Origin of the sequence: Pseudomonas sp. SJZ079 (assembly GCF_007993865.1) — a bacterium.
Lineage (GTDB): Bacteria > Pseudomonadota > Gammaproteobacteria > Pseudomonadales > Pseudomonadaceae > Aquipseudomonas.
The window spans coordinates 349,580-362,348 of record NZ_VIUH01000002.1 but is presented as its reverse complement, the minus strand read 5'-3'; the positions used below and the strand labels follow the sequence as shown (position 1 = coordinate 362,348).

At 66.5% G+C, this 12,769-nt stretch carries 10 protein-coding genes; 5 read left to right on the top strand and 5 right to left on the bottom strand.

Going from position 1 to position 12,769, the window contains the following annotated elements:
- Positions 1 to 29: 29 nt before the first annotated feature.
- The gene (locus FBY03_RS03805; protein ID WP_256677859.1) at positions 30 to 992 is read right to left on the bottom strand and encodes a spermidine/putrescine ABC transporter substrate-binding protein; all 963 of its coding nucleotides are present in this window, start codon (positions 990 to 992) and stop codon (positions 30 to 32) included.
- 316 nt (positions 993 to 1,308) lie between these two features.
- Between FBY03_RS03805 and FBY03_RS03800 the strand changes: the two genes are divergently transcribed.
- Both FBY03_RS03800 and FBY03_RS03795 read left to right on the top strand, forming a co-directional pair.
- On the top strand, positions 1,309 to 2,472 hold the full coding sequence (locus FBY03_RS03800) for an iron-containing alcohol dehydrogenase (RefSeq protein WP_147170861.1): 1,164 nt from the start codon (positions 1,309 to 1,311) through the stop codon (positions 2,470 to 2,472).
- A gap of 236 nt (positions 2,473 to 2,708) precedes the next feature.
- On the top strand, positions 2,709 to 3,146 hold the full coding sequence (locus FBY03_RS03795) for a thioesterase family protein (protein WP_147170860.1): 438 nt from the start codon (positions 2,709 to 2,711) through the stop codon (positions 3,144 to 3,146).
- 61 nt (positions 3,147 to 3,207) lie between these two features.
- On the opposite strand, the gene FBY03_RS03790 is transcribed toward FBY03_RS03795, so the two are convergent.
- Positions 3,208 to 4,515, bottom strand: a complete 1,308-nt coding sequence (locus FBY03_RS03790; protein ID WP_147170859.1) for an MFS transporter — start codon at positions 4,513 to 4,515, stop codon at positions 3,208 to 3,210.
- Between the two features lie 415 nt (positions 4,516 to 4,930).
- Here FBY03_RS03790 and FBY03_RS03785 point away from each other — a divergent pair, with 415 nt between their 5' ends.
- The gene (locus FBY03_RS03785) at positions 4,931 to 7,645 is read left to right on the top strand and encodes an AMP-binding protein (RefSeq protein ID WP_256677854.1); all 2,715 of its coding nucleotides are present in this window, start codon (positions 4,931 to 4,933) and stop codon (positions 7,643 to 7,645) included.
- 230 nt (positions 7,646 to 7,875) lie between these two features.
- Here the strand turns inward: FBY03_RS03785 and FBY03_RS03780 are convergent, their stop codons facing one another.
- The 3 genes from FBY03_RS03780 to FBY03_RS03770 form a co-directional block, all read right to left on the bottom strand.
- On the bottom strand, positions 7,876 to 8,316 hold the full coding sequence (locus tag FBY03_RS03780; protein WP_147170857.1) for a glycine zipper domain-containing protein: 441 nt from the start codon (positions 8,314 to 8,316) through the stop codon (positions 7,876 to 7,878).
- 235 nt (positions 8,317 to 8,551) lie between these two features.
- Positions 8,552 to 9,034: a hypothetical protein gene (locus FBY03_RS03775; RefSeq protein WP_147170856.1), complete on the bottom strand. Its 483-nt coding sequence runs from the start codon at positions 9,032 to 9,034 to the stop codon at positions 8,552 to 8,554.
- A gap of 361 nt (positions 9,035 to 9,395) precedes the next feature.
- On the bottom strand, positions 9,396 to 10,484 hold the full coding sequence (locus FBY03_RS03770; protein WP_147170855.1) for a substrate-binding domain-containing protein: 1,089 nt from the start codon (positions 10,482 to 10,484) through the stop codon (positions 9,396 to 9,398).
- A gap of 202 nt (positions 10,485 to 10,686) precedes the next feature.
- On the opposite strand from FBY03_RS03770, the gene FBY03_RS03765 reads away from it, so the two are divergent.
- Both FBY03_RS03765 and FBY03_RS03760 read left to right on the top strand, forming a co-directional pair.
- Positions 10,687 to 11,181 carry a formate dehydrogenase subunit gamma gene (locus FBY03_RS03765; RefSeq protein WP_147170854.1) on the top strand — a complete coding sequence of 165 codons (495 nt, stop codon included), beginning with the start codon at positions 10,687 to 10,689 and terminating at the stop codon, positions 11,179 to 11,181.
- Positions 11,178 to 12,767, top strand: coding sequence for an NADH-quinone oxidoreductase subunit NuoF (locus FBY03_RS03760; RefSeq protein WP_147170853.1), 1,590 nt, complete (start codon positions 11,178 to 11,180; stop codon positions 12,765 to 12,767). Before FBY03_RS03765 ends, FBY03_RS03760 begins: the two co-directional genes overlap by 4 nt.
- Positions 12,768 to 12,769 lie beyond the last annotated feature (2 nt).

Below are 12,769 nucleotides of genomic sequence, written 5' to 3'. Positions count from 1 at the left end.
AGGCCACGGCAGCCATGGTTGCCGAAACCTTAACGCAACACCCTAGCATTGATCGCGTTGCGTAAACGTAGGGCTTTAGCCGGTTGAGGCGTGTAGAACTCGGAGGATTTAAGGTTAGCCTGGTCAGGGTAGATGATCGGATCACGCAAAAACGCTTCGGGTAACAATGCTTCGGCTGCCAGGTTCGGCGTCGCGTAGTGGATGAACTGTGCCTGCTGGGCAGCATGTTTCGGCTCGTTGATGAAGTCGAGAAAGGCATACGCCAGGTCCGGATGTTGCGCCTGTCGGGCCAGGGCAAAATAGTCGATCCAGATAGCGCTGCCCTCCTGAGGAACGACATAGCGCAGGTTTTCATCGCGTTCTTTCAGCATGAGGGCATCCCCGCTGTACAGCAGGGCGGCGACGATGTCGCCATTGAGAAGTGGAGAGGTCTCATCGAGGGCGAGGTAGTCATAGGTGCGGACGTAGGGCTTCTGCTCCAGCAGCAGGGCCTCCGCCGCCCGGAGCTGATCGGGGTCGGAGCTGTTGGCGGAATGGTTCAAGGCCTTGAGGCCCATGCCAATTAATTCCCTGGCGTCTTCGATCATGGCTATTTTTCCCTGCAGTTCGGGGGCCGGCCGGAACAGCTGCAACCAACTGGTGATGGGCGTTTGCACCAGGTCACTGCGGTAGGCGATGCCGACCGTGCCCCAGGTATAGGGGGCGCCGTATGCATCGGCAGCCTCGAAGACATTCTTCAATTCAGGTGCGGTGTGCTGGACGTTGGGCAGCCGGGTGTGATCCAGCGGGGCAATCCAGCGCCGTTTGGCATACAGCTTCAGGTCGAAGCCGGCCACCAGGATGAGGTCATAGCCGCTGGCGTTGTTTTCCATCAACTTCTGGGTGCGGTTGTCGTCAGAGCTGAAGTAGCTCTGGATGACCTGGGCATCATAGCGCTGCTCGAATTTTTCGATCAGCGCCGGGTCCAGGTAATCCGTCCAGTTGAGGATCACCAATTGGCGTTCGGCAGCCAGGCTGGCCAGGGGCAGGTGCAAGAGTAGGAGGGCGGTAGCCAGCGATAGCAGACGAAGAAGTGATTTGGGCATTGACAGTATCCCTTTGAAATAAGAGGCCACACAGAATGCTAGTCGGCTCTTGCACGCACGTACTGAATACTGGCAATTAGCTAGCTTGTGGGTCAAGGGTTAGAGTGGTGCTGGCAATGACTGCGGGCAGCCGCTGTCGATCCAACGGTAGAGGCAAGCGCATGCGGCCAGGGTAAGCTGCAGTGTCGCTGCTTCGGCGCGGATAACCACAAGAGGATCAAGCATGCAGCCGTTCAGCTTCGCTACCACCGCGCAGATCATCTGCGAGCCCGGTTCGGCCCAGCGCCTGGCCGCGCTGTGCCAGGAGCGCGGCGCCCAGTCGGTACTGATCGTCACCGATCCCGGCATTACCCGGCTCGGCTTGCTCGCCGCGGTGCTCGCGGGCTTCTTGCGCGAGGGGGTGACTGCCCAGGTGTTCGATCAGGTGCTGGCCGACCCGCCGGAGGCCATAGTGCTCAGTGCGGTCGAGCAGGCCAGGGCGCTCAAGGCGCAGTTGATCATCGGCTTCGGCGGTGGCAGTTCGCTGGACGTGGCCAAGCTGGTGGCCCTGCTGGCGCATCCGCAGTGCGCGCAGACCCTGGCGGATATCTATGGCGTCGGCAATGCCAAGGGCCAGCGCCTGCCGCTGATCCAGGTGCCGACCACCGCCGGCACCGGTTCCGAAGTGACCCAGGTGGCGATAGTCACCACGGGGGCGACCAGCAAGCTGGGCGTGGTCTCGCCGCTGCTGTTGCCTGATCTAGCGCTGCTGGACGCCGACCTGACCCTCGGCCTGCCGCCGGCGGTGACCGCCGCCACCGGCATCGACGCCATGGTGCACGCGATCGAGGCCTACACCAGTGCACTGAAGAAGAACCCGCTGTCCGACCTGCTGGCCCGCGAGGCGCTGCGCCTGCTCGCCGCCAATCTGGACGAGGCGGTGCACAATGGCGGCAACCGCGAGGCGCGCCAGGCCATGCTGCTCGGCGCCTGCCTGGCCGGGCAGGCCTTCGCCAACGCGCCGGTGGCGGCGGTGCATGCGCTGGCCTATCCGCTCGGCGGGCACTTCCATATTCCCCACGGCCTGTCCAATGCGCTGGTGCTGCCACACGTGCTGGGCTTCAACGCCGAGGTCGCCGCGCCGTTGTACGCCGAGCTGGCACCGCTGGTGCTCGGCGACTCGCTGCGCCCCGGCAGTGCCATGGCGCAGACCGAGCAGTTCATCGGCGCCCTGGCCGATTTCAGTGAGCGCAGCGGCCTGCCCACGCGCCTGCGTGATGCCGGCGTGCCGGAGGCCATGCTGCCGCAGCTGGCGGCCGAGGCCATGCAGCAGCAACGCCTGCTGGTCAACAACCCACGCGAGATGACCGAGGCGCACGCCCTGGCGATCTATCAGGTGGCGTATTGAGTGAGTAGGCTGGATGTCGCTGTGTACCTTCACCTTGAACGCGTCGATTGATCGATGGGGCGCTATCCACGCGTCGAGACTGACCCCGCCCGGCAGGTTATCCCCGGATTTCATCCGGGTTACGGGCTAGGATATTTCGCGGCCAAGGCCGCTCCCACCGGGTACTCAGGTGCTCCTGTGGGAGCGGCCTTGGCCGCGAAGCTTCGTACAACAGTGGCGAACAACAAGGACATCAGATGAGCCAACCCCAGCACCTGCGCAGCGACTACGCGCATTTCCAGCCGATCAGCACGCGCTGGCACGACAACGACCTCTACGGTCACGTGAATAACGTCACCTACTACAGCTATTTCGACAGTGCGGTGAACGCCTACCTGATCGAGGTCGGCGGTCTGGATATCCACAACGGCGAGGTGGTCGGCTTCGTGGTCAGCTCGGCCTGCGACTACTTCGCCTCCATCGCCTTCCCCGAGCGCATCGAGATCGGCCTGCGGGTCGGCAAACTGGGCAACAGCTCGGTGCAATACGAACTGGCCGTGTTCAAGGCCGGCGAGGACGAGGCCTGCGCGGCGGGGCGCTTCGTGCACGTGTTCGTCGATCGTGCGAGCAACCGGCCGGTGGCGATCCCGCAGCCGTTGCGCGTGGCGCTGGCGGCGCTGCTAGTAGGCGAGTGACCGCTCTGTTCGGTGGCAGCGACGAAGCAATCTTTGCTCGGTCTAAAGGTGCTGCAAATATTTAACCGACAGCCGAATGTGGCTGGTCGGCCAGGGCCGCGCGGCGACCGCGCTTGAGGTCGACGCTGGCGAGCAGCAGCAGGCCGATGACGAAATAGCTGCCGGTGATCAGCATCGCCTGACGGTGGTCGCCGCCGCTCAGCCAGCTGCTCAGGCCGTAGGTCATGGGGCCGAGGATCGAGGCCAGTTTCACCGCCTGGCCCCACAGGCCGAAGAACTCTGCCAGGCGTGACGGTGGTGCCAGTAGGCCGACGATGGCGCGTCCGGCCGATTGGCTGGCGCCCATGCACAGCCCGGCGATATTCGCCGCCAGCCAGAACAGCGGCGGGCCCTCGGCGGCCCAGGCCAGGCCGATCATCAGCATCCAGCCGAACAGGGTCAGGCTCAGGGTGGCGACATGGCCGAGGCGATCCTGCAGCTGGCCGAACAGCACGGCGCCGACCGAGGCGGTAACGTTGACCAGCAGAATCAGTATCAGGGTGTCCTGGGTGCTGAAGCCCATCACCTGATCGGCGTAGATGGCGGCCAGGGTGATCACCGCGGAGATCCCCGCCTGGTAGCTGACGGTGCACGCCAGGAAACGCAGCAGGTCGCGATAGCGTCCGGCCTCGCGCAGGGTCTGGGCAAAACGCGCGAAGGCCACCCGCGCGCTGTGCTTGGCGCCGGGCTGCAGCTGCGGCTGGCTGCGTTCGAGCAGGAACAGGAAGGTCGGTAGGCTGGCCAGGGCGAACAGCGCCGCGGTGATCAGCATGCACACCGGCACGAACTGCGCCGCCGTCTGGCCGTGGGCCTGGGCCCAGCTGACATAGGCCAGGCTGGCGCCGAGGCTGACCAGACCGCCGATATAACCGAAGCCCCAGCCCCAGCCGGAGACCCGGCCCAGGGCATCGGTGCGGGCGATTTCCGGAAGGAAGGCGGCGATCAGGTTCTCGCCGCTGCCGAAGCACAGGCTCGACAGCACGATGAACAGCACCGCGATGCCCAGGGTTCCCGGCCCGGCCAGTGCCAGCGCGGCGGTGCTGGCGACGCAGCCGAGGGTGCTGAGCAGCAACAGGCGTTTCTTGCAGGCGTAGGCGTCGGCATAGGCGCCGAGCAGCGGTGCGCTGAGGATGATCAGGGCGTAGGAGAGGGACAGGGCGCTGGTCCAGGCCAGGGTGCCCCAGGTTGCACCGCCGGCCACCACGGCGACGAAGTAGGCGCTGAACACCGCGGTGATCACCACCGTGGTGTAGCCGGAGTTGGCGAAGTCGTACATCGCCCAGGCCCAGGCTTCGCGGTGGGTCACGCCGGGGGCAAGGTTGGCTGACATGGCTGTCTCTCCTCGGCGATCAGGCGCCTTCCAGCAAGCTTAGTGGTCGGTGTCGTCAGTTCAACTCAACCACTCGCCGTACAGGTCTCGGCAGGCTGTGCGGCCGGCCGTCGAGCGCAGGCGTTATTCCACGGAAGCGGCCGCTGACCGCCAATTTGACTGGCGAAAGACGCCCTAGGTATAACCACAGCTGCGCTATGGGCCAGAGGTTATTATCGCCGGCGGCGGCAGGGGCTTATTGTTCACTGGCGTGGGCAGTCGCTACCACTGCCCTGTCGTGTGAGGGCCGCCTATGTCTCGCTTGCCTCATGCCACAAGCAGCCCCCCCGGCTCCGAGAGGGCTGCGGAAAAACTGCTGGAGATCGTTCGGCAAACCGTGAGCGAACTGCGTCCGTACGCTGTCGAGGGGTTGCGAGTGAGCCTGCACAGCGTGCTGGACCGCGACCTGGGCCTGGACAGCCTGGCGCGGGTGGAGCTGTGGTCACGGGTCGAGCGTGAGTTCGGCGTGCGCTTGCCCGAGGAGCTGTTCGCCGCGGCGGAGACCCCGGACGATCTGTTGCATGCCCTGCAGCGCTTCGACTGCGCCGCCCCGGCGCGTCAGCAGAGCGCCGACGAGATCCGGCAAACCGCGAGCGCCGACGACCTGGCGCCGGACCAGGCGCAGACCCTGGTCGAGGTGTTGGACTGGCACGTGCAGCGACATCCTCAGCGCATCCATGTGCGCCTGTTGGGCGACGCCGAGCAGAGCGACGATATCAGCTATGCCGCCTTGCGCGAGGGCGCCGCAGCCGTGGCCGCCGGCCTGCAGCGCCGCGGTCTGAGTCCCGGGCAGCGGGTGGCGTTGATGCTGCCCACCGGCCGCGATTTTCTTCATGGCTTCTTCGGTATTCTCCTGGCCGGCGGTGTGCCGGTGCCCATCTACCCGCCCATGCGTCTGTCGCAGATCGAGGAGCATCTGCGGCGTCAGGCTGGCATTCTCGGCAACGCCGAGGCCAGCATGCTGATCACCGTGGTGCAGGCCAAACTGCTGGCCCGGCTGCTCAAGCCGCAGGTGCCGAGCCTGCACGAAATCGTCACCGTGGCCGAGCTCGGCGCCGATTCCGACGCCTTCGTCGCGCCCCTGCGCCAGGCGCAGGACCTCGCCTTTTTGCAGTACACCTCGGGCAGCACCGGTCAGCCCAAGGGGGTGATGGTCAGCCACGCCAACCTGCTGGCCAATCTGCGCGCTATGGGCCGGGCGTTGCGGGTCAGCGGTGATGATGTATTCGTCAGCTGGCTGCCGATGTACCACGACATGGGCCTGATCGGCGCCTGGTTCGGCAGTCTGTACTACGGCTTTCCCCTGGTGCTGATGTCGCCGCTGGCCTTCCTCGCCCGGCCAGCGCGCTGGCTGTGGGCCATCCATCGCTATGGCGGCACCCTCTCGGCGGCGCCGAACTTCGCCTACGAGTTGTGCCTGAGCAAACTCGACGAGGCCGCGCTGGAGGGGCTGGATCTGCGTTGCTGGCGCCTGGCGCTGAACGGCGCCGAACCGGTCAACCCGGACACCCTGCAGCGTTTCGCCGCGCGTTTCGCCGGCTATGGCCTGGCCGCCAGTGCGCTCACCCCGGTGTATGGTTTGGCCGAGGCGACCCTGGGCGCGGCCTTCCCGCCCCTGGGCCGCGGGCCCTTGATCGATCGCGTGCAGCGCGAGGCGTTCCAGTCGCGCGGCAAGGCGCTGCCCGCCGCCGCGGACGCAACTAATGTGCTGCGCTTCGTCGCCAGCGGCCGGCCGTTGCCGGGGCACCAGCTGCGCATCGTCGATGGCAGCGGCGTCGAGTTGCCCGAGCGCACCGAAGGCCATCTGCAATTCAAAGGGCCGTCGACCACCGGCGGTTACTACCGCAACCCGCAGGAGAGCCAGCGGGTGCGGCATGGCGACTGGCTGGATTCGCTCGACCTGGGCTACATGGCTGCCGGCGAGGTCTACCTCAGCGGGCGGGTCAAGGACCTGATCATCCGCGGCGGGCGCAACATCTACCCCTACGACATCGAGACGGCAGTCGGCAACCTGCCGGGCCTGCGCAAAGGCTGCGTGGCGGTGTTCGGCTGTGGCGATGCGGCCAGCGGCAGCGAGCGTCTGGTGGTGCTGGCGGAAACCCGTGAGCAGCAGCCGGCGGCGCGACAAGGCTTGCAGCAGGCGATCAACCGGGTCGCCCTCGACCTCACCGGCGTGCCGCCGGACGATATCGTGCTGGCGCCCCCGCACAGCGTGCTGAAAACCTCCAGCGGCAAGATTCGTCGCGCCGCCAGCCGCGAGCTGTACGAGCGCGGTGAAGTGGGCCAGCCGCAGCGGGCGGTGTGGCGACAACTGCTGCGCCTGCTGCAGGCGGCCGTGCAGGCGCAAGCTGGGCGTTATTGGCGGGCGTTGTGCGCGGCGCTGTATGCCGCGTATTTCTGGGCCTTGCTGCTGCTGATCGGCAGCCTGACCTGGCTGGCGGTGGCGCTGCTGCCGCGCCTGGCCTGGTGTCGCCGCGTGGTGCGAACGGCTGCGCGGCTGTTCTTGCACCTGGCCGGGGTGCCGCTGCGCGTCGAGGGTTTGGCTCAGCTACGCCTACCGGAGGTGCGCGTGCTGGTCGCCAACCATGCCAGCTACCTGGACGGGCTGGCGCTCTGCGCGGTGCTGCCGGCCGAGTTCAGCTTCGTCGCCAAGCGCGAGTTGGCCGAGCAACGGATTGCCGGGCGCTTTCTGCGCAAACTGGGCACCTGTTTCGTCGAGCGTTTCGATGTGCAGCGCAGCGCCGCCGATACCGAGCGCCTGGCCACTGCCTTGCAGGCCGGACAATCGCTGGTGTTTTTCCCGGAGGGCACCCTGACCCGCGAGCCGGGCTTGTTGCCGTTTCGCATGGGAGCATTCGTGCTCGCCGCCCGTGCCGAGGTGCCGCTACTGCCGGTGGCCATACGCGGTTCGCGGATGGTCCTGCGCGACGGCCAATGGTTCCCCCATCGCGGCGAGATCCGCGTCAGCCTCTGCGGTCAGTTGCTGGCGCCGGGGCGCGATTGGCTGGATGCGATCAAGCTGCGCGACCAGGCGCGGGAAGCGTTGCTGCAACGCCTGGACGAGCCCGATCGGCTGCTGCTGGCGGGGTAGTCCGTATGAGGCACAGGCAGCAGAAGGCCTGCAGAGGCCAAGTCCGTAGGCTGGGTTAGCCGCCGGCGCGGTGCTCCGGCCACGCCGCCGGTTCTGGCGCGGCGTAACCCGGCAGTGCGCTGTGTGCGTCGATGCCATGCCGGGTTACGCGGCGTGCGGAAGATGTGTCGTCGGCACGCCAGTGGCATGCGCCGCTAACCCAGCCTACGGGGCTGGGCAGCTTCGGGCTCTCAGTGGTGTTTGTGCTTCTTGTGTTTGTGCTTATGTCCATGGTCGTAGTCATGACCATGGCTGTCATAGCTGTCACGGCGGTTGTCGTTGGCCATCTCGTTGCCCAGTGCACCGCCGGCGGCACCACCGAGGCCGGCACCGATGGTCGAACCGGTGCTGCCGCCGAGCTTGCCGCCGATCACCGAGCCGCCCGCGGCGCCTAGGCCACCGCCTAGAGCCGCTTCGGTCTTGTTGCCGTCACGCGCGGTGATGACTCCGCCCGCCGCGCCGCCAACCCCGGCACCGACCGCCGCGCCGGTGCTGCCGCCGACTTGTTGGCCGATCACGTTGCCGAGGACGCCACCGACGCCGCTGCCGATGGCGACCTTGGTGTTATCGCCGGCAAAGGCGGCCGGTATGCTCAGGGCGCTCAGTAGCAGCGCGGAAGTGAATGTGCGCATAGGGAAGACCTCAAAAAGAATCGGATGCCCGGATTACGGGGCTGTCAACGGCGAACGCCGCTGCGGACGGTTGTCAGTCTGTGTGGCTCATCCTGCGGCCGCTCGGCTGAGCGGACGGCTTGCACAGGCATGGGCAACAGTAGGTTAGGTGCTGATTGATCAGGAAGTTCCCCTCCGTGGGCTGGAGGGGCGGTCATCCGTGGTCACGCACTGGGCTTGAACTTCACCAGGGCGATCAGTCGTCGTGATCGTCGTGGCCGTGGTGCCAGCCGTAGCGCTTGCCGTGCTTGTGGTGCTTGTGGCCGTGGTGGTGATCATCGCGGTAGTAGCGACGGTCGTCGCGGTAATAGCGACGATCGTCGTCGCGGCCGCCGTAGTTGTTGCCCAGGGCGCCGCCGGCACCGCCACCGAGGGCCGCGCCGATTAGGCTGCCGCTGGTGCCGCCGAGTTGCCGGCCGATCACGTTGCCGCCGGCGCCGCCGAGGGCGCCGCCGATGGCCGCTTCGGTACGGCTGTGGCGGTCGGCACCGACCACGCTGCCAGCCGCACCGCCGACGCCGGCACCAATGGCACCGCCGGTGTTGCCGCCGACCTGCTGGCCGACCACCGCGCCGAGCACCCCACCCAGGGCGCCGCCAATACCGGCTGAGGTATTACCCGCGAACGCGGCGCTACTGGCCAGGCTCAGGGACAGAACAAGCATCGAGGAGTACTTCATGGTGAGGAGAACCTCCGTGTGGACATGGCCGCGATCCTCGTTGCCTCTCGGGGTCTGCGCAAGCCTCTGCCGACGAGCTGCATGACTTTGTTCAAGGTTGGTAAATATTTGTTTTTAAGGGAGAACTTAAGGGCTTTGGGTGGGTCAGAGGCTTCTTGGTTCATTGCCTTTGGCTGGTATTTTCAGGTTGGCAGTGCTGGCACTTTGCTGCGTCGACTCGTCCTCAAGCGAACGCACTTGTGCGAGGCATCTAGTCGTCAAGAGTCGATCGCCCGCATGTAGCGCGAGCGCTGGCCAAGAAGATGCGCCGAGCCGCCAACAGCGCCCTGCGCCTGTCTCCTGCCTATTGCTACTCAACCCATTACAGCAGGCTCTCCTTGCGCCACTGTTCCAGTGCCTGGGTCAGCGGCAGCACCTCGCCGGGGCGGCTCAGGGCGTAACCCGGTAGCTGGGCGATGCGCGCCTGGAACTCGGGGTTCTGCAGCACCTTGAGCAACGCACCCATGGCCGGTAGCTGCAGGCTGTCCTCGCGGCACAGCAAACAGTAGTGTTCGCGGGCCATGGGGATGAAGGTCAGGCCGAACTGACGCGCCGCCGCCTCGACACCGAAGCCGGCGTCGGCCATGCCACTGGCGACGTAGGCGGCCACCGCCGCATGGGTGAATTCCTCGTTGTGGAAGCCATTGATCGCCGCACTGTCCAGGTTGTCGCGGCGCAGCAGGCCTTCCAGCAGCATGCGTGTGCCGGAGCCCTGCTCGCGGTTGACGAAGCGCAAGTCGCCGCGCAGCAGGTCGGCCAGGGCATGGACGCCCTGCGGGTTGCCGGGGGCGAGGATCAGCCCCTGGGTGCGCACGACGAAGGTGATCACCCGTTGGTCGGCGCGCAGCCAGGGCTGGATACGGCTCATGCTCAGGGCGCCGAGCGGCCCTGAGGGCACATGCAGGCCGGCCACCTCGCAGTCGTGGCGTTGCAGGGCGATCATCGCCTCGCTGCCGCTGCGAAACTGCACCTCCCATTGCCAGCTGGAATCCTGCTCCAGCCATTCGCGCAACGCGGCCACGGCGAAACCGTGACTGGCGTGGATGCGCAGGCCGGGGTTGCTCGCCTGCAGCACTCTATTCAGCTCCAGCTCCAGCTCACCGGCCAGGTTGTCCAGTTGCGGCGACAGGCGCGCGCGTATCCGTTGGTCGGCCCACAGCAGTTTCTCGCCGAGCGGGGCCAGGTGCGCACCCTTGCCGCGTTCCAGGATGATCAGTGGAGTACCGAAGAACTCCTGCCACTTGCCCAGCAGGTTCCAGGCATGCCGATAGGAGTAGCCGGCGCGGGCGGCGGCCTCGGTCAGCTTGCCGGTGTCGTGTACCGCCTGCAGCAGCGCCAGGCCCTGCGGGTCGAGGCTGCTGCCGTCGTTTTGGTGGAAGCGCCAGCGTGGCTGGATTTCGATGCGGATCATATGCTCGGTACTTCATATTTGATCGAGGGGTGGCCCATGATACTTTGCGTCATCGGGCGAATTTTAGCCTGATTATAAGAACTTTATTTCATATGTGGCGGCCCTTTAGGGTGACGCCAGAAATAACCGACTCATCAGCCGTGAGTGAGTCGAGTTATTTCCTAGACAGCACCGGCTTTACCCGCCGGCTGGAGCTTCGAACATGGCCACTCTTCCCCAGCGCTTCGACCCCGAGCAGTGCCAGGCCGTTACCCGTGAGGTGCTGACCGCCCACCGGGGTCAGCCCGGCGCACTGCTGCCCATCCTCCACGACATCCAGGACCGCCTCGGCGCCGTGCCGCCCGAGATGCTGCCGCTGATCGCCGAGGATCTCTGCCTGTCGCGCGCCGAGGTGCACGGGGTGGTCAGTTTTTACCATGATTTCCGCGCCAGCCCGCCGGGGCGCCAGCACCTCAAGCTGTGCCAGGCCGAAGCCTGCCAGTCGATGGGGGTCAAGGCGCTGACCGCGGAGCTGCAGAGCAAGCTCGGCCTGGAGCTGGGTGAGACCCGCGAAGACGGCAGCCTGACCTTCGAGGCGGTGTATTGCCTGGGCAACTGCGCCTGCGCGCCGAACGCCATGCTCAACGGCGAGCTGCACGGCCGCGTCGATGCCGAGGGCCTGCTGGCCCTGCTGGCCGAACAGGAGGCACAGGCATGAGCGAGGCGACTTTGAGTGCAGCTACTTTGACCGTCTACGTGCCGCGTGACGCCACCGCCCTGAGCCTGGGTGCCGACCGCGTAGCCCAGGCCATCGCCGCCGAGGCCAAGGCGCGCAACCTGGACATCAAGCTGGTGCGCAATGGCTCGCGCGGGCTGTTCTGGCTCGAGCCCATGGTCGAGGTCAGCACCCCGGCCGGGCGCGTGGCCTATGGCCCGGTCAAGACCAAGGACGTGCCGGGCCTGTTCGACGCCGGCTTCCTCCAAGGCAAGGAACATGCGTTGGGCCAGGGTCTGACCGAAGAGATCGACTACCTCAAGCGCCAGGAGCGCCTGACCTTTGCCCGCGCCGGCATCACCGATCCCTGGTCGCTGGATGACTACATTGCCCACGACGGCTACCGCGGCCTCAAGCGCGCACTGAGCATGGCGCCCGAGGCCATTGTTGCCGAAGTCACCGAATCCGGCCTGCGCGGTCGTGGCGGCGCGGCCTTCCCCACGGGGATCAAGTGGCGCACCGTGGCCGGCTGCGAGGCGGCGCAGAAGTACATCGTCTGCAACGCCGACGAAGGCGACTCCGGCACCTTCTCCGACCGCATGGTGATGGAAGACGACCCCTATGTATTGATCGAGGGCATGACCATCGCCGGTCTCGCCGTCGGCGCGACCATGGGCTACATCTACCTGCGCTCCGAATACCCGCACGCCGAGGCGGCGCTGACCGCGACCATCGCCAGCGCCTACGCCGCCGGCTACCTGGGCGACGACGTGCTCGGCAGCGGCAGGGCCTTCCACCTGGAGCTGCGTCGCGGCGCCGGTGCCTACATCTGTGGCGAGGAGACAGCGCTGCTGGAAAGCCTCGAAGGCAAGCGCGGCACCGTGCGGCCGAAGCCGCCGCTGCCGGCCATCGAGGGCCTGTTCGGCCAGCCGACGGTGATCAACAACGTGATCTCCCTGGCCTCGGTGCCGATCATCCTCGACAAGGGCGGCGCCTACTACAAGGACTTCGGCATGGGCCGCTCGCTCGGCACCCTGCCGATCCAGCTGACCGGCAACATCGCCCGTGGCGGCCTGATCGAGAAGGCCTTCGGCGTCACCCTGCGCGAGCTGCTGTATGACTACGGCGGCGGCTCGGCCAGCGGCCGGCCGATCCGCGCGGTGCAGGTCGGCGGCCCGCTGGGTGCCTACCTGCCGGAATCGCAGTTCGACACCCCACTGGACTACGAGGCCTTCGCCGCCCTCGGTGCGGTGCTCGGTCACGGCGGCATCGTGGTGTTCGACGACACCGTCGACCTGGCCGAGATGGCGCGCTATGCCATGGAATTCTGCGCCATCGAGTCCTGTGGCAAATGCACGCCCTGCCGGATCGGTTCGACCCGCGGCGAGGAGCTGCTCGAGCAGATCATCGTCGCTCGCTCGGAAGGTCCGCAACCGGGTCGCATCGAGCTGCTCAAGAGTCTCTGCGACACCATGCTCGGCGGTTCGCTCTGCGCCCTCGGGGGCATGACCCCCTATCCGGTGATGAGCGCCCTCAACCACTTTCCCGAGGACTTCGGGGTGTCGCCAGACACCACCGAAGCCCGCTGATC